The organism is Pseudomonas sp. COW5, from assembly GCF_026240005.1.
GTDB classification, from domain to species: Bacteria; Pseudomonadota; Gammaproteobacteria; order Pseudomonadales; family Pseudomonadaceae; genus Aquipseudomonas; species Aquipseudomonas kribbensis.
In genome coordinates this window covers 6,366,660-6,388,542 of record NZ_JAPHVP010000001.1, presented here as the reverse complement: position 1 = coordinate 6,388,542, position 21,883 = coordinate 6,366,660, and the positions used below count along the sequence as shown (strand labels likewise).

General features: G+C 61.3%; 20 protein-coding genes. 6 read left to right on the top strand and 14 right to left on the bottom strand.

Features of this window, described 5'->3' with window-relative positions:
- The 5 genes from tssI to OQ248_RS28965 form a co-directional block, all read right to left on the bottom strand.
- Positions 1-1,865: type VI secretion system tip protein TssI/VgrG (gene tssI, locus OQ248_RS28985; protein ID WP_265815041.1), on the bottom strand; the 1,865-nt coding region annotated here is incomplete at its 3' end.
- A gap of 128 nt (positions 1,866-1,993) precedes the next feature.
- A complete protein-coding gene (locus tag OQ248_RS28980) occupies positions 1,994-2,509 on the bottom strand; it encodes an Hcp family type VI secretion system effector (protein ID WP_007949952.1) in 516 nt (171 codons plus the stop codon).
- A 319-nt stretch (positions 2,510-2,828) separates the two neighbouring features.
- On the bottom strand, positions 2,829-4,208 hold the full coding sequence (locus OQ248_RS28975) for a VOC family protein (protein ID WP_265815040.1): 1,380 nt from the start codon (positions 4,206-4,208) through the stop codon (positions 2,829-2,831).
- A 111-nt stretch (positions 4,209-4,319) separates the two neighbouring features.
- Positions 4,320-5,258: an alpha/beta fold hydrolase gene (locus tag OQ248_RS28970; protein WP_265815039.1), complete on the bottom strand. Its 939-nt coding sequence runs from the start codon at positions 5,256-5,258 to the stop codon at positions 4,320-4,322.
- A gap of 16 nt (positions 5,259-5,274) precedes the next feature.
- Complete coding sequence (locus OQ248_RS28965; protein WP_265815038.1) at positions 5,275-6,729, bottom strand: NAD(P)/FAD-dependent oxidoreductase; 1,455 nt, start codon at positions 6,727-6,729, stop codon at positions 5,275-5,277.
- A 185-nt stretch (positions 6,730-6,914) separates the two neighbouring features.
- On the opposite strand from OQ248_RS28965, the gene OQ248_RS28960 reads away from it, so the two are divergent.
- From OQ248_RS28960 to OQ248_RS28950, 3 genes are all read left to right on the top strand, one after another.
- Positions 6,915-7,988: a diguanylate cyclase gene (locus tag OQ248_RS28960; protein WP_265815037.1), complete on the top strand. Its 1,074-nt coding sequence runs from the start codon at positions 6,915-6,917 to the stop codon at positions 7,986-7,988.
- Positions 7,989-8,072: 84 nt separating this feature from the next.
- Entirely contained in the window at positions 8,073-9,311 is a 1,239-nt protein-coding gene (locus OQ248_RS28955) for a M20/M25/M40 family metallo-hydrolase (RefSeq protein ID WP_265815036.1), read from the top strand.
- A gap of 546 nt (positions 9,312-9,857) precedes the next feature.
- Positions 9,858-10,160 (top strand): hypothetical protein, encoded by a 303-nt coding sequence (locus OQ248_RS28950; RefSeq protein WP_265815035.1) that lies wholly within the window; start codon positions 9,858-9,860, stop codon positions 10,158-10,160.
- A 78-nt stretch (positions 10,161-10,238) separates the two neighbouring features.
- Here the strand turns inward: OQ248_RS28950 and OQ248_RS28945 are convergent, their stop codons facing one another.
- From OQ248_RS28945 to OQ248_RS28910, 8 genes are all read right to left on the bottom strand, one after another.
- Positions 10,239-11,108 carry an oxaloacetate decarboxylase gene (locus tag OQ248_RS28945; protein ID WP_085708719.1) on the bottom strand — a complete coding sequence of 290 codons (870 nt, stop codon included), beginning with the start codon at positions 11,106-11,108 and terminating at the stop codon, positions 10,239-10,241.
- Between the two features lie 160 nt (positions 11,109-11,268).
- Positions 11,269-12,303 (bottom strand): arginine N-succinyltransferase, encoded by a 1,035-nt coding sequence (gene astA, locus OQ248_RS28940; RefSeq protein ID WP_085708718.1) that lies wholly within the window; start codon positions 12,301-12,303, stop codon positions 11,269-11,271.
- Positions 12,304-12,358: 55 nt separating this feature from the next.
- A complete protein-coding gene (locus tag OQ248_RS28935) occupies positions 12,359-13,375 on the bottom strand; it encodes an arginine N-succinyltransferase (protein WP_265815034.1) in 1,017 nt (338 codons plus the stop codon).
- A 118-nt stretch (positions 13,376-13,493) separates the two neighbouring features.
- Complete coding sequence (locus OQ248_RS28930) at positions 13,494-14,843, bottom strand: APC family permease (RefSeq protein ID WP_085708716.1); 1,350 nt, start codon at positions 14,841-14,843, stop codon at positions 13,494-13,496.
- Between the two features lie 87 nt (positions 14,844-14,930).
- A complete protein-coding gene (locus tag OQ248_RS28925; protein ID WP_265815032.1) occupies positions 14,931-15,683 on the bottom strand; it encodes an N-formylglutamate amidohydrolase in 753 nt (250 codons plus the stop codon).
- Positions 15,667-16,998 (bottom strand): glutamine synthetase, encoded by a 1,332-nt coding sequence (locus tag OQ248_RS28920; protein ID WP_265815030.1) that lies wholly within the window; start codon positions 16,996-16,998, stop codon positions 15,667-15,669. The genes OQ248_RS28925 and OQ248_RS28920 overlap by 17 nt, the downstream gene beginning before the upstream one ends.
- Complete coding sequence (locus OQ248_RS28915) at positions 16,995-17,639, bottom strand: isochorismatase family cysteine hydrolase (protein WP_265815029.1); 645 nt, start codon at positions 17,637-17,639, stop codon at positions 16,995-16,997. Before OQ248_RS28915 ends, OQ248_RS28920 begins: the two co-directional genes overlap by 4 nt.
- Before the next feature lie 2 nt (positions 17,640-17,641).
- On the bottom strand, positions 17,642-18,496 hold the full coding sequence (locus tag OQ248_RS28910) for a MurR/RpiR family transcriptional regulator (protein ID WP_085708712.1): 855 nt from the start codon (positions 18,494-18,496) through the stop codon (positions 17,642-17,644).
- A 319-nt stretch (positions 18,497-18,815) separates the two neighbouring features.
- Here OQ248_RS28910 and OQ248_RS28905 point away from each other — a divergent pair, with 319 nt between their 5' ends.
- Together OQ248_RS28905 and cobF are read left to right on the top strand one after the other, a co-directional pair.
- Entirely contained in the window at positions 18,816-19,388 is a 573-nt protein-coding gene (locus tag OQ248_RS28905; RefSeq protein WP_265815028.1) for a histidine phosphatase family protein, read from the top strand.
- The gene (gene cobF, locus OQ248_RS28900) at positions 19,385-20,140 is read left to right on the top strand and encodes a precorrin-6A synthase (deacetylating) (protein ID WP_265815026.1); all 756 of its coding nucleotides are present in this window, start codon (positions 19,385-19,387) and stop codon (positions 20,138-20,140) included. The genes OQ248_RS28905 and cobF overlap by 4 nt, the downstream gene beginning before the upstream one ends.
- Here the strand turns inward: cobF and ftrA are convergent.
- Complete coding sequence (ftrA, locus tag OQ248_RS28895; RefSeq protein ID WP_265815025.1) at positions 20,109-21,098, bottom strand: transcriptional regulator FtrA; 990 nt, start codon at positions 21,096-21,098, stop codon at positions 20,109-20,111. The genes cobF and ftrA overlap by 32 nt on opposite strands.
- 102 nt (positions 21,099-21,200) lie before the next feature.
- Between ftrA and OQ248_RS28890 the strand changes: the two genes are divergently transcribed.
- A complete protein-coding gene (locus OQ248_RS28890) occupies positions 21,201-21,635 on the top strand; it encodes a rhodanese-like domain-containing protein (protein WP_265815023.1) in 435 nt (144 codons plus the stop codon).
- Positions 21,636-21,883: the final 248 nt, after the last annotated feature.

Genomic DNA, 21,883 nt, shown 5'->3' with positions numbered 1-21,883 from the left:
GAGTTGATGTTGATCGCCGGCCCGCTCATGGTCACGCCGCCGCCATCGATCTTGATGAAGCTGCCGCCACCGACCAGCGTCAGTTCAGCGCCGGCCTCCAGCACCACTTTCATCCCGCTGCTCAGGTGAATTTCCTGCCCCGCGTCGATGAATTGCCCGGTGCCGATCTTGATGTGCTGGTTCACGCCTACGGTGAGGTGGTCGTTGGCGCGGGTTTCGACTTTGCGGTCTGCGTAGACGGTGTGGTGTTCTTCGGCCTTGAATTCCGTGTAGCTGTTCTTTTCCACGACGTCGTGGCGTTCGTTGCCGACGCGGATTTTCTGGTCGTGTTCGATGTTCTCGTCCCAGTCGCGCTGGGCGTGGAGGAAGATCTGTTCCTGGCCTTTCTTGTCTTCGATGCGCAGTTCGTTGAAGCCGCCGCCACCCATCGAGCTCAGGGTCTTGAAGGTGGTGCGCGTCTTGTTTGCCGGCAGCGCGTAGGGGACGGTGTTTTCCTTGTGGTACAGGCAGCCGCTGATCAACGGTTGATCGGGGTCGCCTTCGAGGAAGGTCACCAGCACTTCCATGCCGATACGCGGGATGGCGATGCCGCCGTACTGGGCGCCGGCCCAGGCGCTGGAGACGCGCAGCCAGCAACTGGTCTTGTCGTCGGCCAGGCCGTCGCGGTCCCAGTGGAACTGGACTTTCACCCGGCCGTATTCGTCGCAGTGGATTTCCTGGCCTTGCGGGCCGGTGACCACGGCGCTCTGGCTGCCGAGGATGCGCGGTTTCGGGTGGCGCAGGGGCGGGCGGTTCGGCACGTCCCACGGGGTGGCCTGGAAGCGGTTGCGGTAGCCCTGATGGAAGTCGTCTTTCAGTGCGGTGGTGTCGCTGGTGACGGACTCTTCCAGCACTTGCGGTTGCTTGCCTTCGTGGTGGACCTCGGTGAGCAGCCACAGGTCATTCCACTTGGCCTTCGGGTGTTCCTTCAGCGCGAGGAAATGGCCGCTGACCAGCAGCGGCTGGTCGCTCTTGCCTTCGGCGAGCTGGAAGTCGGCGCGGTGGCGCTCAAGGGCGCGTTTGGCCAGGTGCTTGCCGCGCTCGCGGTCGACGAAACGGCCCGGGTAGTCGTAGTCCTCGAGGTCGGGCAGGGCGTCGCCACGGTTTTCGCTTTCGAGGGTGATCCGCGGTTTTTCGAAGTCGTAGTCGCGGCGGGTGGTGCGGCTGGTGCGGGTTTCCAGGCGCAGGTCGAAACGCTTGATCACCGGGTCGCTGGCGACCATGCCGGAGTCCTGCTGATAGGCCACCGGCGCCAGTTTGTGGAACACCGTCTGGTCGTCGCCGAACACCAGCTTGTGCGCCGTGGCGCTGTGCTGGAAGTGGTAGTGAATGCCTTCTTCTTCGCACAGGCGCTGGATGAAATGCAGATCCGACTCGTCGTACTGCACGCAGTAGAGGCGCTCGGGGTAGATCGAGCCGGTCTGGAATTCATAGGCGTTGCCCTGGATGCCGTGTTCTTCGAGGATCTTGCCGATGATTTTCGGCACGCTGAGGTTCTGGAAGATCCGCTGGTTGATCCGGTGCGCCAGGTACGAAAGCTGCGGGCGCAGGGTCACGGAATAGCGCGTCAGGCGCTTGCCGGAATCGCCTTGTGCGGCGCGGTCGATCAGGCCGTGGATGCCGCTGCCGTCGGGCGACAGCTGCAGGAAGGCCGGTTTGTGCAGCAGGGTTTCGAGGTCCAGCGACGGCTGCTCACTGACCAGCTCCACCTCGAAGGCAAACGGCTGGCTGATGGCTTCCCGACCGGTGAGGGTAAACACCTGGAAATCGGTGGAAAGCCCTTCGATGGTCAGGGCAAAGTGGGTTTCATTGGCCGGCGCGAACATCCCTTGTTCCTCGTGCTGTACAGCGGCGCCCGTCAACCGCAAGAGCGGTCAACGCGCGCGAAATTCTGGAGGGGCGTAAACAACATCGACCAGCAGAGCTGGCCGATGCTTGAAACGATCAGCCGTAATTAAACGACTGGAGCACGCCAGTCATCGGAACCCGAAGTACCGGATACTTCGTGGGTCCAGGTGATTTTGCGGTAGGTGAACTGCACTTCTTCCAGGTGGGTGAAGTGCGCGTTGCCTGGATCCTGGCAGTTGTGCATTTTGTTGTTGATGGCGACGATGATCGCGTCTTCCAGTTTGGTGGTGTAGTAGTGCTCTTGAGTACCTTGAGCCGAAGTGCGGTACCACTGGATAACGATTTCGCTCATGCGCTCGCCGGAAGTCAGTGCTGCTTGCAGCAGAGGCGAAGCCTTGTCGTAGACCTTGGTGATCACAACTGGCTTGTGCACGCGCTGACCGGTTGGCTGACCGGATTGCGGGTCACGCGGGATGATCACGTCGTGGGTGAAAGCCTGAACCATGACCTGGTCTTCGTGGCCTTCCTGGTAGGTGTTGCCAACGGAGTCGGCAGTGAAAGCGCCGGCAGTGATCAGACCTTGTTTTTCGCCGGTAACCGACATGTACGCTGGTGTTGCCATGGGAGGTGCTCCTTGCGGATAAAGTTAGGGTGCCCGGGAGGCGAAATCGCCCGGTGGGTGCCAAAGCTATATCAAGGAGCGTGCCAACATTTTCGAAGCCATATAAACCAAGGGGTTGGCACGGAGCGTCATTGAATACGTCGAAAAAAGGCAGGGTTTCAGGCAAAAAGTGCGCAAGAAGTTGCGCAGTACTGCGCAACTTCTTGCGCACTTGGCTACAGCCCTTGATGTGCAAGGGCTGCAGCGATTCCGATGGGGTTTTTATTACGGGGAACTGCGCAACTTCTTGCGCAGTATGGCCAGGTGCCGCTTCGTCGCGTTATCGTGCAAGCGCCTTCAAACATTCTTCGATCGAACGCCGTTGAGTCTCGGCATACAAGCCCAGTTCATCGATGGTCGAACGTCCCAGGGAAAGTTCGAATGACTGCCGGTTGGAGTGCTCGCCATAGTGCGTCTGCGCGGCGTCTCCCAGGTTCGACTGAAAAATCCCCGCCGCACTCACCGGCAGGAAGTCTTCGTACACCAGCGGTTCGGCTTTCACATAGCCGTCGCGCAACAAAGCTTGCAGCGAAACCTCAGCGGGACGACCCGCCGCCAGCCCTTTGTTTGTCAGGAAATAACGGAAATACGCCAATTCCTGCTCGCGCATGCCTTCGAGGCTGTCAGGGAATTCGCTGAAGTGGTGGGTCATCAGCGCGTTGTAGCGTGAGGCATTGACTTCGTTGGGGAAGTCACCCAACTCATCTCGCGCCGCATTCAGCAGACGGTCGTACAACGCCCGGCCCTTGGGTGTCAGCGCCGCACCCCGTTGTTCGATCTCGCCGAAGCGAGCGCTGTGGCTGCCGCGAGTTTGCGTCTGGTCGGTGAAGGCGATCGGCTCGTCCAGTGCCTTGAAACTGGTCTGGCGCAGGAGGATCGGATGCTGCCGGCGCGGCGGCCCTTCGATCACCGCTTTGGGCGTGATGCCATGCAGCGGCATCTGCGCCTGAACGATGTCGATGTCCAGCGTGCGCGGTGTCAGGTGGTTGATGTGCGGGCCTTTGAACGCAACCACATCGGCGATCAGACGATGTTGGGCGCTAAGGGTCTGGTATTGCGCGGCGGTGACGGTGGCGCTGTGGTGCCAGCGAAAAGTCTCCAGTGCTTGCAGGACAAATTCCCCGGCTTCGGATTCATTCAGCCCGCCAGCCGATTCGGCCTGCTCGATCAAGCGCAGCGCGGTTGGGGTGAAGATCGAACGCTGATCCAGCACCGATTGTGCGAAGGCCCGCAACTCGGGATCTTCGATCAATTCCAGTCGCAACAGCGAAGTGAACACCCGGAACGGGCTGATCTGCAGCGCATCTTCATGCACTGCTCGAAAAGCCGTGGAATGCACCGGCACCCCGGCGGGCGTCAGGTCGTAATAACCCACGGGCTGCATGCCCATCACCGCAAACAGGCGGGCGAGGGTGGCCAGTTCGGTGGCGGTGCCGACACGGATCGCGCCATGGCGCTCCATGTCCAGCCGTTCGATTTCGCCGGTGCTGTGCAATTGACTGGCGATCTGCGGTTCGCGGGCCAGCACTTCGCGGTTGGTCTTCTCCACCAGTTCCATCAGTGCACCGTACAGCGGCACCTCTTCGCGGTACATGTCGGACATCGCTCTGGAGAAGCGTTGGCGGATCAGGTCGGGGCTGACGAACGGCTGCACGGTCATGAAAAAAATTCCTGGCACGGTCACGTAAAGGATGGTGGAAAAGATCGCAGCCTTCGCCGACGCGGGCAAACGAAGAATCCTACGAACTTCATTCTGCCAACGACTGACCGGTTACCTGTCTGCGCGTGAGTTTTCCCCCAGAAACTCCCGATACAACCGCGCCGTGTTCGACGGCTGCTCGACCATCGGCATGTGCCCGACGCCATCCCACACATCGACCCGCAGATTGGCGATGCCCTTGCTCCACACCGGCACACTGCTGACATCGATCAACCGGTCCTTGCGACCCCAGAGCAACAGCGCCGGGCATTTGATGTCCGGCAACTTCGGTTCCATCGGCGGACTCGCGCGAAAATCCCGGAAGATCTCTTCCAGTTCGTCCCGTTGTTGCTCGTAGCGCTGGGCAATGGCATCTAGCACCAGACCGGGCACCCACGGCGGCGAGGCCATGGTCATCGCATAGAAGTGTCGGAATTCTTCCCGGGAGTTGATCAGGAATGGATTGTGCCCACGGGCCAGGTGACGTTCCATGTCGCTGGCCTCGGGCGCGGTGACGCCGGCCGGGTCGATCAGCGCCACCGAAGCGATGCGATCCGGGTAGGTCGCCGCCAGCCACGCGGCGATGTAACCGCCCATGGAGTTGCCGATCACGTGGACCTTCTCGACGCCGCAAACGTCGAGCAACTGGATCATGCGTTTGGCCTGAACCGGAATGTCGTAGCCGCCACCGGCCTTGAAGCCGGTTTCGCCGTGACCGGCCAGGTCCGGGATGATCACCCGGTACTGCCCGACAAAGTGCCGGGCGAAGCGCAGCCACAGGTTCTTTTCGGCGCTGTAGCCGTGCAGCATCAGAATGCTGCTCGACGCTTCGTAAGGCCCGCCTTGCCAGGTCGACACCGTCATTTCGGCGATCGGCACTTCAATCTTGTGCAGCCGATACAACCTGGCCTCCAGGGCCGCGCTCAGGTCGTAGAGCCAATGACCGACCGCCGGGTAGCTCAACCAGCTCCAGGCCACGAAAACTGCGAGGGCGACAAACAGCAAAAGCATCGTGGTTCTTCCTTGTTCAAGACAGAATGTGGTCGGCCGGTTTCAGCGCCCGGGTCAAGCGGTGATAGCTGAAACTGAAGCCGGGAAACATCGCGATCACATGACCGCTCCTGCTTTGATACCAACTGTGGCAGCCGCCGGTTTTCCAGACCGTGCGCTCCATCTCCCGGTGAATCATCTGAGTGTAGGTACGTTCTGCTTCGGGGCGAACTTCGATGCTGCGCAGACCTTTGGCCTGTACGGTGCGGATGCAGTCGAGGATGTAGTTCATCTGCGATTCGATGATGAACAGCGCCGAAGTATGCCCGATGCCGGTGTTCGGCCCGGTGACGATAAACAGGTTGGGAAAGTCCGGCAGGCTGGTGCCGAGGTAGGCGCGTGGGTATTGCGCCCAGACATCGCGCAGTTTTACGCCGTTTTTTCCGCTGACCGGGTAGGAAATCACGCCATCGGTGGCGTCGTAACCGGTCGACCAGACAATCAGATCAACGTCGATGTGCTGGCCATCCGTGGTAAGGATGCCGGTTTCATCGAGGGCGGCGATACCTTGTTCGCGGCTATGCAAGGTGACGTTGGGCCGGGTCAGCGCCGGATAATAGGTGTTGGAGAGCAATACCCTTTTGCAGCCGATGGTGAAGTCCGGCGTCAGTTTTCGCTGCAGTTCAGGGTCAGTCACCTGGCGTTTGAGAAATTTCAGCGCCTGGTTCTGCACCATGTGAATCGCCGGTTTCGAATATTTGAAGGCAATGATCCGGGTTTCGAACTGCCAGTAGATCAGCCAGCGCAACAGCTTCCAGGCCGGCTTCAGTCCCAGCAGCCAGCGCTGGAAACGTCCGAACTTTCGGTCGGGGCGCGGCAGCACCCAATGGGGTGTGCGCTGAAAGACGTGCAAGTGCGCGACATCCGCTGCAATCGTCGGGATCACCTGCACGGCACTGGCGCCGCTGCCGACGATCGCTACGCGTTTACCGCGATAGTCGTAGCTGTGATCCCAATTGTTTGTATGAAAGGTCTTGCCTTGAAAGCGATCCCGACCGGGGAAGTGTGGGACGACCGGTTGACTCAGCGGTCCGGTGGCATTAATCACGAACTGCGCGTAATAGGTGCCCTTGGCGCCGGTGTGTACGGCCCAGCGCTTTTCGTTTTCATCCCATTCGATGTGCTCGACATCGGCTTGCAGTTCCACCCGCTCGCGCAGGCCGAAACGCTCAATGACGTGTTCGGTGTAGCGATGCAGTTCAGCTTGTCCGGCGAACATCTGCATCCATGGGTAGGGTGCGAACGACAGCGAATACAACGGCGACGGCACGTCCACCGCCGCGCCGGGGTAGGTGTTCTGGCACCAGGTGCCGCCGAAAAAGTCCCGCCGCTCCAGCAAGCGAAAATCGTCGATGCCGGCCTTGAGCAAATTGACCGCCGCGCACTGGCCGCCAAACCCGCTGCCGATGATCAACACTTGATAGCTCTGCATGGGCCTCCTTCTTAGAGTCTTTTTTCCATTTTCCTCCTTTCATGTATAGCCAATCATTTGCCTGCCGTGTGCCGGAAATGGCGGGGCGCGGGGTCGGAGACTGCCGGCCGCTGGCCGGTGATGGCTATTTAACGTTGCCCTGTTAGACTCCGAGCACATCCTTTTGCGGTGTACTCGAGGCCCTTATGGGAAGAACGGGAGGAAAGGGACTTTCACTGGCCAGGAGGCTTTACACATCGCGAACCCTGGGGCTGGTCCTGGGGCTTTTGTGCGTGAGCGTCGCGATGTATCCGCTCGATCCCCCGGCCTGGGTCTGGGCGCTGATGGTGTTCAACGGCCTGGTCTGGCCACATCTGGCGTATCAGTGGGCGCGACGCTCGAGAGTCCCTTACCACGCGGAACACCGCAACTTGCTGATCGATGCCTTCCTCGGCGGCCTCTGGGTCGCGGCCATGCAATTCAATCCGCTGCCCAGTGCCACGACCATTTCGATGATGGCGATGAATAACGTTGCCATCGGCGGTCTGCGCTTTCTGTTGGCAGGGTCGGCGGCGCAGTTGCTTGGCGTCGGTGTCGGGCTGGTGGTGTTCGCCCCGGCCTTCATTCCGGCGACCACTCCGGCGCAGATGTATGCCTGCCTGCCGTTATTGATGCTGTATCCGTTGGCGCTGGGCTGGATCTGCTTTCGTCAGGCCTACACCCTGGGGGTGCAGAAACGTGAGTTGCTGGCCCTGAGCCGTACCGACAGCCTCACCGGTCTGCTCAACCACGGCGCCTGGAAGGATCAACTGGAAATCGAATTCCTGCGCTGCAAAGGCCAGCAAAAAGGCGCGGCGATTGCGCTGATCGACATCGACCACTTCAAGGCGATCAACGACACCTACGGCCATGTGGCCGGCGATATCGTCCTGCGCCAGTTGAGCAAGATGCTCAAGCAGAACCTGCGCATGGCGGACGTGGCCGGGCGCTACGGCGGCGACGAGTTCTGCGTGATCCTGCCGGACTTGCCGCTGTTCAATGCGGCGCAGGTGATGGAAGCCTTGCGCGAGCGTTTTTCCTTTCTGGTCTACGAGCAGAATCCGGCGTTGAAAGTCAGCCTGAGCATCGGCCTGGCCGCACTCGATCCGGCTCACGGCGATGCGACACGCTGGCTGAATGACGCCGACCAGGCGCTGTACGAAGCCAAGGCGACCGGGCGCAACCGGGTGATCTGTTGCAATGACGATCCGCCACGGCGTGAGGTGTTGGGTTCGGTTTGAACGGATGGGGTGTCGCATCCGGGATAGAGCCTTGCGGCGATGTCAGGTACGGTTCAGTACCCGACACGAAACAAGGATTGATTCATGACGTTCAAATTCCCTCGTTCCCTGCTGGCCGCCGGTCTCGGCCTGACCCTCTCTTTCGCAGCCGCTGACGCCTTCGCCGAACCACACAAACAGGTGCTGGCCGACGCCGAACAATACAAGCCCGAAGCCCTGAAATTGCTGGAGCGCCTGGTCAATATCGACTCCGGCTCCGGTGATGAAAAAGGTCTCAAACAAGTCAGCGAAATCGCCATTGATGAGCTGAAAAAACTCGGCGCCACCATCGAACTGGTGCCCAACACCCCTGAAAAAACCAACCACGTGCTCGCCACGCTCAAAGGCACCGGCAAGGCCAAAATCCTCCTGATGGCGCACATGGACACGGTGTTCAAGGAAGGCTCCGCCGCCGAGCGTCCGTTCACGATCAAGGACGGCCGCGCTTATGGGCCGGGGGTGATGGACGACAAGGGCGGGATCGTCGCCGGCATCTACGCGCTGAAAGTCCTGAAGAACCTCGACTTCAAGGACTACGCGCAAATCACCTTCCTGCTCGATGCCAGCGAAGAAACCGGCTCGGACGTCGCCACCGACCTGATCAAGAAAACCGCCAAGCTTCATGACGTGACTCTAAACCTTGAACCGGGTCGCCCGGCGGATGGTCTGGTGGTGTGGCGCAAGGGCAGCGCCACCGCGCTGGTCGAGGTCAAGGGCAAAGCCGCCCATGCCGGCGTCGCGCCGGAACTGGGGCGCAATGCGGCGATGGAGGCGGCGCATCAGATCCTGCAACTGGGCAAGCTCGGCGACGAAGCGAAGAAAACCACCATCAACTTCACCGTGCTCAAGGCCGGCGACCGCACCAACGTGATCCCGGATCAGGCCACGGCCAAGGCTGACGTGCGGGCGGCGGTGCCGGAAGAATTTGACCGGATAGAGAAGGATCTGGCGCGGGTGTCACAGGACAAGTTGATCCCCGATACGGAAGTGAAGACCTCGCTGCAACGCGGCTTGCCGCCGATGCCGCAGACGGCGGAGTCGGATCGTTTGATGGCGATGGCCCAGGGGATTTACGGCGAAATCGGCCGCAAGTTGACCGAGGAGGGCAGCGGCGGGGCGGCGGATGCGAGTTTGTCGGCCGGGGTGGGAACGCCGACGCTGGACGGGTTCGGGATTGTTGGCGGCAATATTCATACGCCGGAGGAATACGCGGAGGTGGAGAGCGTGGCGCCGCGGATTTATCTGTTGTCGCGGATGATTATGGAGTTGGCGAAGGGGCGGTGAGTGGTTCTTCGGTGTAGTGGGTTCGGCGGGGTGTCAGGTTTTTCCCTCACCCCAGCCCTCTCCCAGGGGGAGAGGGAGCCGACCGAGCCGTATTGCTTAATACATCGACCTGAAATACCGAGTCGATTATGGATTCAGCGCAAATCTTCCACGTCGGTGTATCTCACCAATATCCCCCAATCGGTTCCCTCTCCCTTTGGGAGAGGGCTAGGGTGAGGGGGCATTTGTAGGAAGTGAAGAAGGCGTGAACGGCGCACAACTTTCCAAGACCTTTCCTACAACGTACCCTGTTGCCGCGTTTCGGTGCCGACCCCTATAGTCTGGGCTCGCGGAAAAACTCCGCGAACGATCTTGGCCGGTCGATAACCTGAAACGTAACAGCGCCATCGCTCAGAGCAGTTTCTAGGCAACGTGTTATGGCGGCTGTGCGCGGGACACCTTAGGGTGTGCCGGATCTTTCAGGTATCTGGTCGGCCAACCCGCTCACAGCTGCCACCTTTATTCGCTTGGCCGCGAACGGTGGTTGTCTCACCTGGAGTCACACCAATGTCAGAACAAGTAATCCCCCGCTACCTCCCCATCGACACCTACGACGCCGAATCCCCGGTGCTCTTCATCAATACCCAAAAAGAGCTCAGCGACATGGCCGCGTGTGCGATGCACCGTTTTGTGGTTGTGCGGGATCTGGCCGATACCTTTTCCAGTCTCGACCTCAAGGGCATTTCCGATTGTGATCTGACGCGCATTACCAGCGCAGTGCATCTGCTGATGCGAGAGGGCTGCGCCATTCTGAACGTGATTCAGACGCGGGCATTACAGCGGGAGGCGGGCTTCAAGACTGCGATCTAGCGGTTTCGCGGCGGGCGCCATGCGAGTGGACTCGTAATGGCGTCGGGCCGCTCTGCCTCTTTGTCGCGTGGTGCGGGGTTACTCTTTGACGCTCATGTATTCCTTGGCCCAGAGAATGTATTCCTCAGGCTGGGTGTAGGTGTGGGTCAGTTCGGTGGCGCTCAGGTCCGAGGCCTGGGTGAAGATCTGCCGCTGTTCGCGCAGGCTGTCGTAAGTGGCCTTGATCGCCGCGAAGTAAGCACCGTGGCCATCGATGGTCACGCGCACACCCAGTTCGGCCAGGCGTTTGTCGTCGCGCAGCGCCGGGTTACCGTAGGTCACCAGCATCAGCGGCACGGTCAGGTGTTCGGCGATCTGCTCGAGCTGATCGAAGTCCTGGATACCGACCATGCAGATGCCATCGGCACCGGCGGCCTGGTAATGCTTGGTGCGGCTGATGATTTCCTGGTTCGGCAGGATGCCGGCGTTGGTCCGGGCGATGATCGCCATTTCCGAGTCGACCCGGGCTTCCAGTGCCGCGCGGATCTTGCCGACGCCTTCGGCGACGGTGATCAGGTCGGTGGATTTACGGCCGAATTGGGCTGGCAGCAGGGTGTCTTCGATGGTCAGCGCGGCGACGCCGGCGCGTTCCAGTTCGACGATGGTGCGCATCACGTTGAGCGCGTTGCCGTAGCCGTGGTCGGCGTCGGCGATTACCGGCAACTGGGCGACGCGGCCAATGCGGGTGGCCTGCTCGGCGAATTCGCTGAGGGTAATCAGGGCAAAGTCCGGGGCGCCCAGAACCTGCAACGAGGCGACCGAACCGCCGAGAATCCCTACTTCAAAACCCAGGTCAGCGGCAATGCGGGCGGACATCGGATCGAACACCGAGGCGGTGTGATAGCAAGTGTCGGAAGCCAGCAGCTGACGGAAGTTACGGCGCAAATCTTGATGAGAAAGCCTGGTCATACGAGTTCCACCAATACAAAGGAATGGAAAGGCTTGAGCAAAGGTGTCAACGCCGAAGGTGAAAAGGCTATCACGCCAATGGGTCAAGGATCATGACGAATTAACGAGGAAGTTAACCAGGAAAATCCTGTTCAGGCTTTCTTGCTGCAGGCAGAGGCGCTCAGGCCGCCACTGCCTGCTGCTGTTGATTGGGCAACGGCACTGCCCGTACCGAGTTGCCCGGCTGCAATTGCAGGCGTTTGGCGGTGAGGCGGTCGATCACCAGACTGCTGCCGACCCGGCGTCCCGCAGCGACGGTGATGCGGCAGTTTTCCAGACGGCGATTGTGGATCAGCCACAGCGGCGCCTGTTCGTCCGGCGTGCCGATGCTTAGCGTCAGTTCCAGACTGTCGCGAACGGTACGGATGCTGCGGATCGGCGCCTCGATCACCGGGCCACCGTCAAAGATGTCGATGTAGCCTTTGTGGGCGAAACCCTCGGACTGAAGGATCTTCAGCGCCGGTTCGGTGTTGGGATGGGCCTGGCCGATCACGGCCTGGGCCTGTTCGGTGAGCAGGCAGGTGTACAGCGGCTGGCGTGGCATCAGTTCGGCGATGAACGCCTTGTTGCCCAGCCCGGACAAGTGGTCGGCGTGGCTGAAGTCCATCTGGAAGAAGTGCCGGCCCAGACTGTCCCAGAACGGCGAGCAGCCTTGCTCGTCGGCGCTGCCGCGCAGTTCGGCGATCATCTTCTCGCCGAACAGGTGCGGGAATTCGGCGACAAACAGCAAGCGCCCCAATGACAGCAGACGTCCATTGCTGCCGTGGCGCTGGTCGTGGCGCAGGAACAGCGAGCACAGTTCCGATTGGCCGGTCAGTTCATTGTTGAGGAACAGGGTCGGAATCTGCCGCTGGATGCCCAGGTCCGGTGCCGAACTGACGGTCAGCCCGACCCGGTAGTTGTACCAGGGCTCGCGCAGGCCGACGGCGCCGGCCAGGGCACTGACGCCGACCACACGCTGTTCGTCGTCTTCAAGCACGAACAGATAGTCGGCATCGGCTCGCTCGACCTGTTCGGCGAACGCCCGTTGCGCCCAGCGTACCCGGTGGGCCAGGCGATCTTCGTTGGCGGGCAGGGTGGTGAACCCCGGCCCGGCCTGTTGCACCAGCGTCATCAACGCTGGCAGGTCGCTGACTTGGACCGGACGGACAATCATGCTGCAACTCCTTTTGCGCGCCTGCTCGGGCACTGTCGTTGGGTGAGGGCGCGGTTCACAGGGCAATCACCCGGGTCGTGTCGCCAGCGCCGACATTCAGCGCCGCACATATCGCCGGCGTAAGTGCCAGGGGTTGACCAGGCTGGTAATCCAGCTCGGCGACCACCGCCCTGTAGCCGTGCAGTGCATCGTTGCTCACGAGATAACGACCGCGGGCGTCGATCAGAGGTTCCTCTTGAACCATCGCGATCTGGCTCTGCACGATCGAACGGATGTTGGCGGTGCGCGCGTACAAGGTCGGGCCGGCATCGAACAGGTCGATGTAGCTGTTGGTTTCAAAACCTTCGCGCTCAAGGATGTCGAACGCTTCCTGCCCGTCCGGGTGGATGCGGCCGATGCACTCCTGCGCCGCCGTCGGCAGCATCGGCACGTAGATCGGGTATTGCGGCATCAGTTCGGCGAGAAACGTGCGGCTCTGCAAACCGCACAGGCGCTCGGCCTCGACGTAGGGCAGGTCGAAGAAGTGTTTGCCCAGCGCATCCCAGAACGGCGAGTGGCCCTGAGCGTCGCTGTAGCCGACGATTTCGGTGATGACGGCTTCGGCAAACCGTTGCGTGTGGGCTGCGATGAACAGAAGGCGCGCCCGTGACAGCAACTCGGAAAACGGTGTGCGCACCAGTGCTGCATCGATGTGAAAGCCGCGCAGCAGGGTATGACCGCTGAGGTCGTGACACAGCGACAGCGCCGGAACGCCATGTTCGATGTTCAGTTCCCGCGAAGCACTGGTGAAATGGCGATTGCGCAGGCTGTAGAACGGTTCGTTGAATCCGGCAGTGGCGAGAATTTCCGAGCAGCCGACCAGGCGACGGTTGTCCAGGTCTTCCAGCACGAAAAAGTAATTCTCCGGGCCCTGAGCCGCGGCATCCGTGTCGAACGAGGCGCAGGACGCGGCGATCTTTTCGCCCAGGTGCTGGCTGTCATCCGGCAGGGACGTGACGCCCACCAGGCTGTCGCGAGCCAGTTGTTGCAATTGAGGCAGGTCGTTTGGCTCGACTGGACGTAAGACCAGCATGGATGCACTCCTGTATCAAAAGGTTCGGCCCATTCGCCGAACCTGACTATCACTGTCGGTTTCCACGCGTTAAAGCGGCGGTCGCCTGAATTCTTGTCAGACGCCGCCCTTTTTCTTGTCAGCCATTGCTCGGGTCAGGCAGCGCGGTACTGGCGCCGAGCTTGTTCAGGAAAAACAGGTACACCAGACCCAGGGCGATCCAGATCAGGCCGAGTTTCTGTGCATCGACACCCATGTTGTACATGATGGCCGCGACGATGCCGAAGCCGATCACCGGGCAGATCAGGTGACGGATCACCTGGCCGGACTTCTGCCGGCGCCAGTAGTAATTGATCACGGTCAGGTGCAGCAGCATGAAGCCGCTCAGGGCGCCGAAGTTGACCAGCGAGGTCAGGGTGTCCACCGAGTTGATGAACAGGTAGCAGATCACCAGCGACAGCACGGCCACCAGATAAATGCTCAGGTACGGCGTGTTGTGTTTCGGATGGACCTTGGCCAGCACTTTCGGCAGCTTGCCGTCGCGGGCCATGCCGAACAGCAGGCGCGAGACCGCCGCTTGCGAAGTGATCGCCACCGCCACGCCCCAGGCCAGGGCCGTGGCCACGCCGGTCAGGGTCGCCAGCCAGCTGCCGGCAGCGATTTCTGCGATTTCATAGAACGCGGTGTCGGCGGACTTGAAGCCCATGCCGGCGGCCAGATCGGTGGCGATCCAGGTCTGTACGACGAAAATCGCACCCATCACCACCAGGGTGATCAGCGCCGCTTTGCCGACGCTGCGGCCCGGATCGCCCTTGATCTCTTCGGCAAGCGTGGAGATCGCATCGAAGCCGAGGAATGACAGCACCGCAATCGACACCGCTTGCATCAGCAGGGCGAAATTGAAGGTTTCCGGGTGATACAGCGGCGCCAGGGTCAACTGGCCGTTGCCGCCACCGTTGTGCAGGGCGTTCCAGGCGTAGAACAGGAAAATCCCCAACACAACGAGCTGCGCCAGCAGGAACAGGATGTTCATGCGGGCGGTGAAAGTAATGCCGCGCAGGTTTACGAAGGTCGCGCTGACCAGGAATGCCAGGATGAAGCCGACTTTCGGGATGTCCGGGTACAAATGGTTCAGTGCCATCGCCGCATAGACGTAAAGCAGCGGCGGAATCAGCAGGTAGTCGAGCAGCATCAGCCAGCCGGCGAGGAAGCCGACGTGTTGATTCAGGCCCCGTTGCGCGTAGGAATACACCGATCCGGCAATCGGAAAGGCCCGGGCCATACTGCCGTAGCTCAGCGCAGTGAAAACCATCGCCACCATGCCGATGATGTACGCCAGAGGCACCATCCCCGGTGCCTCTGCGTTGACGTAGCCATACACGCCGAAGGGGGCGATGGGGATCATGAAGATCATCCCGTACACCACCAGGTCGGTCAGTGTCAGGCTACGTTTCAACTCCTGTTTGTAGCCGAACTCTTCTATTTCCATGAAGCGCAACTCCTTGTCAGCCAATCGTTCGTTTTAGTTGTTATGTCGGTCCGTCGTTTACAGCGTCAGCAGCGTTTACAGCAATCTTCAAAGCAGTGGAGCCAGATAATTTGCCCAGCGGGAAACCGCTTCCGGGCTGCGCAGCAGGTCGTTGCGCACCTCGATCAATACCGATTCGAGGCCTCGGGCATCGCCGTGCACCGGCACGGTCATGTCGCCCAGCGGGTCGATTTTGTACGGCTGGTTGCCGGCGACTTTCAGCGGATGCTGACCGAGACCGTCGAGCAGACGCTGGGCGTATGCCTTGGCCTGACCGAACAGCACGCCGGCTTCCAGCTCACGCGGCTGGCCGTAATAGATCGGGGTGAAACTGTGAATCCCCACCACCCGCACCGGCCGGCCTTCGGCCAGACGTTCGTCGATCAGTTGTTGCAGCCGTGTATGAAACGGCTTGAACAGGCACTGGCGACGGTATTCGCGGGTGACTTCGTCGAGCTCGCGATTGCCCGGCACCTGGTAGATCTCGCTTTGTGCCGGGATGCTGTCCGGGGCATGGCGGGGCCGGTTGAGGTCGATCAGCAGTCGCGAATAGTTGGCGCTCAGCAGCGTGGCGCCGATTTTTTCCGACAGTTGCTCGGCCAGCTCCAGCGCCCCGATGTCCCAGGCAATGTGTTCACGCGCAGCCGTGTCATCCAGGCCCAGATTGTTCAGGGCTTCGGGGATGTAGCGGCTGGCGTGTTCGCACACCAGAATCAGCGGGTGCGTCGAATCTTCACGGGTCAGGTTGTAGACCGGTCGGGTGTACAACCCAAGCTCGGCGGATTCAGTACAGGCGTGCATAGTGCTCACACAGGTCAGCGGGCGAGAGCTGTTCCGTCAGCGCCAGTTCCTCGGTTTTAAGGGCGAAATACGTGTCGAGCAACGGTGCCGGCAGCGCTGCCATCAGCGCTTCGCTGCGACGCAGGCAATCCAGTGCCTGAGCCAAAGAGGCGGGCAGGGCAACGATGCCCCGCGCCTCGCGTTGTTCGTCGTTGAGTGCATCGGGGATTTCATCGGTGATCGCGTTCAGCGCCAGACGCTGTTCGATACCCAGGCGTCCGGCGATCAGCAGTGCAGCCATCGCCAGGTGCGGCGAGGCGGTGGCGTCCATGGCGCGGAATTCCAGGTTGTATTGCTTCGCCACAGGCTTGTTGCCCAGGCTCACGGTCGGGCAGATGCGCAGCGCCGCTTCGCGGTTCTGCTGGCCCAGACAGGCGTAGGACGCGCTCCAGTGGTGCGGCTGCAAACGTTCATACGACACCGGGGTCGGCGCGGTGAACGCACACAGCGCCGGCAGGTAATGCAGCACGCCCGCCGCCCAGTGCTGGCCGAGGGTCGACAAGCCATTGCTGGTGCCGGCGTCGTAGAGCATCGGCTGGCCGGCCAGATCCAGCAGGCTGACGTGCAGGTGCACGCCGTTGCACACCGCGTCGGCGGCGGTCTTCGGCGCAAAGCTCAGATCCAGGCCCATCTGCCGGGCGATTTCGCGGGTGATCTCGCGCACGTTTACGGCGCGATCTGCCGCCGCCACGCCGAGGGTCGGGCGGCAGGTGATTTCGTATTGATGCTTGCCGTATTCGGGCAGGAACATCTCCGGCTCGACACCGCCGGCGCGCAACGCGCTAAGCAGCCAGCCACCGAATTCCGCGCCTTGGCGCTGGGATTCGAGAGAGAAGGCCAGATGCTCGGCAAACCCGGCGTGCAGGTTGAATTCGTGTTCGAACGCGGCGTTGACCTGCAACCCGAGCTGATCGCGATAACGCTCGATTTCATCGCTCAGCAGTGTGCGCGGGCAGGCGCCCCACGGGCGGCCGTCGGTTTCGCGGATGTCGCCGTGGATGAAGTCCAGCGCCGGGGCGACGGCGTCCGGGCCGTTGGCGACCGTGACGCGGCTGGCGAGGTCGGGAATCAGCCGCAGATCGCCGTAGGCGCCCCACGGGTTGGTCGAGGCAATGATGTCCTGAGGCGTCAGCGCACTGTTGGCCGGCACCCAGCCGCAGCCGGCGGCCTGATAGTGTTCCAGCTCGTCGGTGGGAAACGAACGCCCCCGGGTGATGCCGATCAGGTCGGTGGTGACGATGGTGGTCATCGGCAACGGCGAGAGGCGCTCGCTCATGGCTGCATCTCCCGCAGACGACCGAGGACGGTGTCGGTGTCGGTGATCCAGCAATAGCCCTTGATCGCGTTCAGGCAGGCATCGTGGCGTGCTTCGGTGTACGTTGCGCAGGCGTCCGCCACCAGGGTGACCAGATAGCCACGGTCGGCGGCGTCGCGCACGGCCATGTCCACGCACTGGTCGGTGACGATGCCGGCGATGATCAGGTGACGGGTTTCAAGGTTGCGCAGCACGTAGTCGATGTTGGTCGAGTTGAAGACCCCGGAGGAGGTCTTGGGCAGCACGATTTCGTTTTCTGCCGGGGTCAGGTCGGCGATGACCTGTGCCTGCGGGCTGCCCTTGGGCAGGTGCATGTCCGACAGTTTGTGGTCCAGCGAGCGGTCGCGGCCGTCGGCGGTCAGGCTTTCGATCAGGGTGTGCAGCACGTTCTGCCGTGCGTCGCGGAAGGCGTTGAGCAGACGCACCTGATTCGGCACCACTTGCGAGCGTGTGCGATTGAGGAAGTACGCGGCGTCCGGGCCTTCGAGGTGCGGGTCGAACTGCGGTTCGAGCCAGGCACGCTGCATGTCTACCAGCAACAGCGCGGTGTGGTCGGTGACAAACGGCAGGTCCCGCGGCGAGCGGTGGGGAAGGCTGAACATCCTTATTTATCCTCTAGCAAGTGGGTGTCGAAGTCGTTGCGCAGGGCATCGATGCCTTCCAGGCGATCGGCCAGATCCGGGCTGCGCAGGGTCAGGCAAGCGATCAGCGCTTCGACCTGGGCCAGCGCCGGGACCATGGTGTCGAACGGCGAAGCCGACTCCACCGGGGCGCTGATGATCATGTCGGCCAGCTCGCGCAGCGGCGAGGCGTAGATGTCGGTGAACAGCACGACGCGCGCATTGTTGTTCTTGGCCGCAGTGGCCACGCGCAGGGCCTGGGTCTGGTAGCGGCGATAGTCGAACACCAGCACCACGTCCTGGCGTTGCAGGTCGAACAGACGATCCGGCAGTTGCGCGTTGTCCTCCAGCGCAAAACAGCCGGGGCGCAGCAGACGCAAATGATTGAGCAGGTAGGTGGCCATCAGGCTGCTGAAACGCCCGCCGAAGCAGTAGACCTGATGGCGCGTATCGAGCAGCCATTGCGCGAGAATCCGCACGTCTTCGGGTTGGGTCAGGGCCTGGGTTTCCGCCAGCAGGTTGTGGCTGTGGGCCAGATAATGGCTCCAGGCATCGTCCTGATTCAGGTTCGAACGGGGTTGCAACAGCGTGCGCGGCGAGCTCAGGCGATGGTCCATGTCGCTGAGCAGGGCGTCCTGGAATTCGGCGTAACCGCCAAAACCGAGTTTTTTTACCAGACGCACGATGGTCGGATCGCTGACGCCGGCGTGTTCGGCCAGCCGCGCCATCGGGCCGAGCCCATTGCGCGGGTACTGATCGAGCAAGGCGCGGACGACTTTGCGCTCTGAGGGCGTAAGGTCCAGGCCGGGATCAGTAATCAGGTCTCTGAGAGGGGGCATCCGGGCTCCTGCTGGATGGGTGTGTTGAATTCGCTTCACAATCCGTTAAAACAGTATTTATGTAACTGACGTTACATGTCTAGTGAATTTTCCGCAGCGTCCGTGAAGCCCCAAAATGGGGCGAGATGCCCGTGTAGCAAGGGCTACACGTCTGTCGATCGATCTTGTAGTCCATTGCCCATAGCCGTGTCAGACATTGCCGCTATGTTGAGGGTGGTCAATTTAATGGTGTTGCCCTGAACCCTCCGGTTTACGGCACAATTGCTGCCTTGTCGGCACTTCGCCGGGTGTTTTTTACCTTCTGACCGAGTGACTCATTGTGCAAGCCACCCGTTTGACCTTGATTTGCCACGCCAGAACCGTCTCACAAAAATTGGCGCGTTTTCCTACGAACGAAGCTGTTGAAGAAAGCGCTGTAGCGTCTGACTCGTTGGCCGCTCGGTTCGAGATGTCACGCCGTTTGATTTGTGGCCCGGAAATGCGCACGCGTCAGACCGCCAAATGGTTCGGTCACGATGCAACGGTGGACGAAGCGCTGCGCGATTGCGACTGGGGACGTTGGCAGGGGCTATCGATCAAGGACCTGCAGCGCGATGAGCCCAAAGCCCTGCAAGCCTGGCTCGAAGATCCCGACGCCGCGCCCCATGGCGGGGAATCGGTGGCACAACTCGGTGAACGGGTGGCCGCATGGCTGGCCACCCTGCAAACCACGCCGGGTCATGTGGTGGCCGTCACGCATCCGTTCATTATTCGGGCGGCGCTGATGCAGGTCATGCAGGGTCAGGCCTTCCACAGCATCGATGTCGAGCCGTTGGCGGTGGTCGAGTTGAGTTTCTTCGGGCGCTGGCGGCTACGCTTGTCCGGCATCGACTTTGAAGGAGACCGTTCATGAAGCGACTGCTGGTCATCGGCATTGGCGCCGGCAACCCCGACTACATCACGATGCAGGCGGTGAAGGCGCTGAATCAGGTGGACGTGTTCTTCCTGATGGACAAGGGCCAGAGCAAGGACAAGCTGATCGACCTGCGTCGCGAAATCTGCGAGCGCTACATCACCGATCGTACCTACCGTTTCGCCGAAGCCCACAGCCCGGAGCGCGAGCGCGGCGATGTGGACTACAGCGCCAGCGTCAATGATCTGAACCGCGCCAGGCAGCAAACCTTCGAACGCCTGATCAATGACGAATTGGCTGACGGGCAGTGCGGCGGTTTTCTGGTATGGGGCGATCCGGCGTTGTACGACAGTACGATTCGCATCCTTCAGGCAATCCTGGCCTTAGGGCGATGCGCGTTTGAATTCGACGTGATCCCCGGCATCACCAGCGTTCAGGCCCTGGCGGCGCAGCACAAGGTACCGCTGAACACCATCGGCCACTCGATTGAAATCACCACCGGCCGACGCCTGGCGGCGGGGCAGGTGAGTGATACCGACAGCCTGGTGGTGATGCTCGACGCGGAAGATTCCTACCATCGGGTGGCGGATCAGGAGACAGAGATTTACTGGGGTGCCTACCTCGGCACGCCGGATGAAATCCTCATCAGCGGCAAGCTCAGTGATGTTGCTGATGAGATCGAACGGGTGCGCAAGGCGGCGCGGGCCGAGCATGGCTGGATCATGGACACCTATCTGTTGCGCAAACCTTGATCTCACGCCCAAAGCGCTCGCGATACACCGACGGTGGCACCCCGACCACGCTGCGAAACGCCACGCGAAAGCTTTCCACCGAGCGATAACCGCAGCGCTGGGCGATCTGCTCGGTGTTCTGCGGTGTGCTTTCCAGCAGCTCCCGGGCCCGGGCCAGACGCTCGTGTTGCAGCCATGCCTTGGGTGACTGGCCGCTGGCTTCGGTGAATTTGCGCAGGAAGGTGCGTTCGCTCATCGCCGCTTCGCTGGCCAGATCGCGCACTTCCAGCGGTTCGTGCAGGCGCTCGCGGGCCCACTGCATCACGCGCGACAAATCACTGCGTGGCGTCGGACTCACCGGTGTCGGAATGAATTGCGCCTGACCGCCGGTGCGTTGCGGCGACATCACCAGCCGCCGCGCCACCGAGTTGGCCACCTGAGTACCGAAGTCCCGCGCCACCAGATGCAGGCAGGCATCGATCCCCGCCGCGCTGCCGGCCGAAGTGATCAACTGACCGGAATCGACGTAAAGCACGTCCGGGTCGACATCGATAGCCGGGAAGCGCTCGGCCAGCTCCGATGTGTAGCGCCAGTGGGTAGTCGCGCCATGCCCGTCGAGCAGCCCGCTGGCGGCCAAAACAAAGACCCCCGAGCAGATCGACAGCAACCGGGCGCCGCGCGAGTGTGCATCACGCAATGCTTCGAGCAATGCCTCGGGCACCGGCGCATTTCGGTCGCGCCAGCCGGGAATGATGATGGTGCGCGCCTGCGCCAACAGCTCCAGACCGCCGTCGGCCAGCACCTGAATCCCGCCCATGGCGCGCATCGGACCTTGATCGACGGCGGCGATGCAGTGCTCGTACCACGGGAATTCGAATTCCGGCCGGGCGAGGCCGAAGATCTCCACGGCGATGCCGAACTCGAAGGTACAGAGGCCGTCGTAGGCCAGAATCGCGACCAGTCCAGGTGAATCAGGCATTTGGCGGAAAATTCCCGGTGAGTGTCTTGTGCGCCACTGTAGCGGCAAGCGGCGGCTCGATAAAGTCTGTTCATCCCTTCACAGACGTAGGAGCAACACAACATGCCCAGCCTGGTTCGCGAAATTCCTGCCGCCCCTTCGGCCATTGCCCTGATGCACTTCAGCAATCGTCTGACCTTCGAAACCGATTGTTCCGACGTCTTCAACAGTCAGGAGGCCGGCGAGGTCGATTTCGTGCTGGTAGATGTGCGCGGGCCGCTGGCCTTCGAGCGCGGCCATGTGCCAGGGGCGATCAATATTCCGGGGCGCCTGATGACGGCCGAAGCGCTGGCGGATTATCCGAGCTCCATGCTGTTCGTGGTTTATTGCGCCGGGCCGCACTGCAACGGCGCCAACAAGGCTGCAGTGAAGCTGGCGGCGCTGGGTTACCCGGTCAAGGAGATGATCGGCGGGGTAACCGGGTGGCTCGATGAAGGCTTCGAATTGAGTGTTGCGGCACCGCAAGCCGCGACCCATCTGATTGCCTGCGATTGCTGATATTCAGTGAGTTGCCGCCCTCGGCGGCAACTTTTAATGGCTTTGTCCTACAAGGCTTGCACCGCTCTGGCGCACACTTTTCCGACATGATGGCACTCGCCGATTTTCTGTAAGTATTTGTCGCTTAAACACAATTTGCCCCGTGCGCGCCGCCATAGACTGCCGGCCACTTCGGTTTCTTTGCGCTCCATAGCCCAAGGCCGAACCTGACAATCGAAAGCTGCCAATAAAAGCCTCCGCACACGGGA

Coding starts and splice junctions, on each gene's coding strand:
- OQ248_RS28980 (WP_007949952.1), bottom strand. CDS start 2,509: ATGGCAACACCAGCGTACATGTCGGTTACCGGCGAAAAACAAGGTCTG.
- OQ248_RS28975 (WP_265815040.1), bottom strand. CDS start 4,208: ATGACCGTGCAGCCGTTCGTCAGCCCCGACCTGATCCGCCAACGCTTC.
- OQ248_RS28970 (WP_265815039.1), bottom strand. CDS start 5,258: ATGCTTTTGCTGTTTGTCGCCCTCGCAGTTTTCGTGGCCTGGAGCTGG.
- OQ248_RS28965 (WP_265815038.1), bottom strand. CDS start 6,729: ATGCAGAGCTATCAAGTGTTGATCATCGGCAGCGGGTTTGGCGGCCAG.
- OQ248_RS28960 (WP_265815037.1), top strand. CDS start 6,915: ATGGGAAGAACGGGAGGAAAGGGACTTTCACTGGCCAGGAGGCTTTAC.
- OQ248_RS28955 (WP_265815036.1), top strand. CDS start 8,073: ATGACGTTCAAATTCCCTCGTTCCCTGCTGGCCGCCGGTCTCGGCCTG.
- OQ248_RS28950 (WP_265815035.1), top strand. CDS start 9,858: ATGTCAGAACAAGTAATCCCCCGCTACCTCCCCATCGACACCTACGAC.
- OQ248_RS28945 (WP_085708719.1), bottom strand. CDS start 11,108: ATGACCAGGCTTTCTCATCAAGATTTGCGCCGTAACTTCCGTCAGCTG.
- astA (WP_085708718.1), bottom strand. CDS start 12,303: ATGATTGTCCGTCCGGTCCAAGTCAGCGACCTGCCAGCGTTGATGACG.
- OQ248_RS28935 (WP_265815034.1), bottom strand. CDS start 13,375: ATGCTGGTCTTACGTCCAGTCGAGCCAAACGACCTGCCTCAATTGCAA.
- OQ248_RS28930 (WP_085708716.1), bottom strand. CDS start 14,843: ATGGAAATAGAAGAGTTCGGCTACAAACAGGAGTTGAAACGTAGCCTG.
- OQ248_RS28925 (WP_265815032.1), bottom strand. CDS start 15,683: ATGCACGCCTGTACTGAATCCGCCGAGCTTGGGTTGTACACCCGACCG.
- OQ248_RS28920 (WP_265815030.1), bottom strand. CDS start 16,998: ATGAGCGAGCGCCTCTCGCCGTTGCCGATGACCACCATCGTCACCACC.
- OQ248_RS28915 (WP_265815029.1), bottom strand. CDS start 17,639: ATGTTCAGCCTTCCCCACCGCTCGCCGCGGGACCTGCCGTTTGTCACC.
- OQ248_RS28910 (WP_085708712.1), bottom strand. CDS start 18,496: ATGCCCCCTCTCAGAGACCTGATTACTGATCCCGGCCTGGACCTTACG.
- cobF (WP_265815026.1), top strand. CDS start 19,385: ATGAAGCGACTGCTGGTCATCGGCATTGGCGCCGGCAACCCCGACTAC.
- ftrA (WP_265815025.1), bottom strand. CDS start 21,098: ATGCCTGATTCACCTGGACTGGTCGCGATTCTGGCCTACGACGGCCTC.
- OQ248_RS28890 (WP_265815023.1), top strand. CDS start 21,201: ATGCCCAGCCTGGTTCGCGAAATTCCTGCCGCCCCTTCGGCCATTGCC.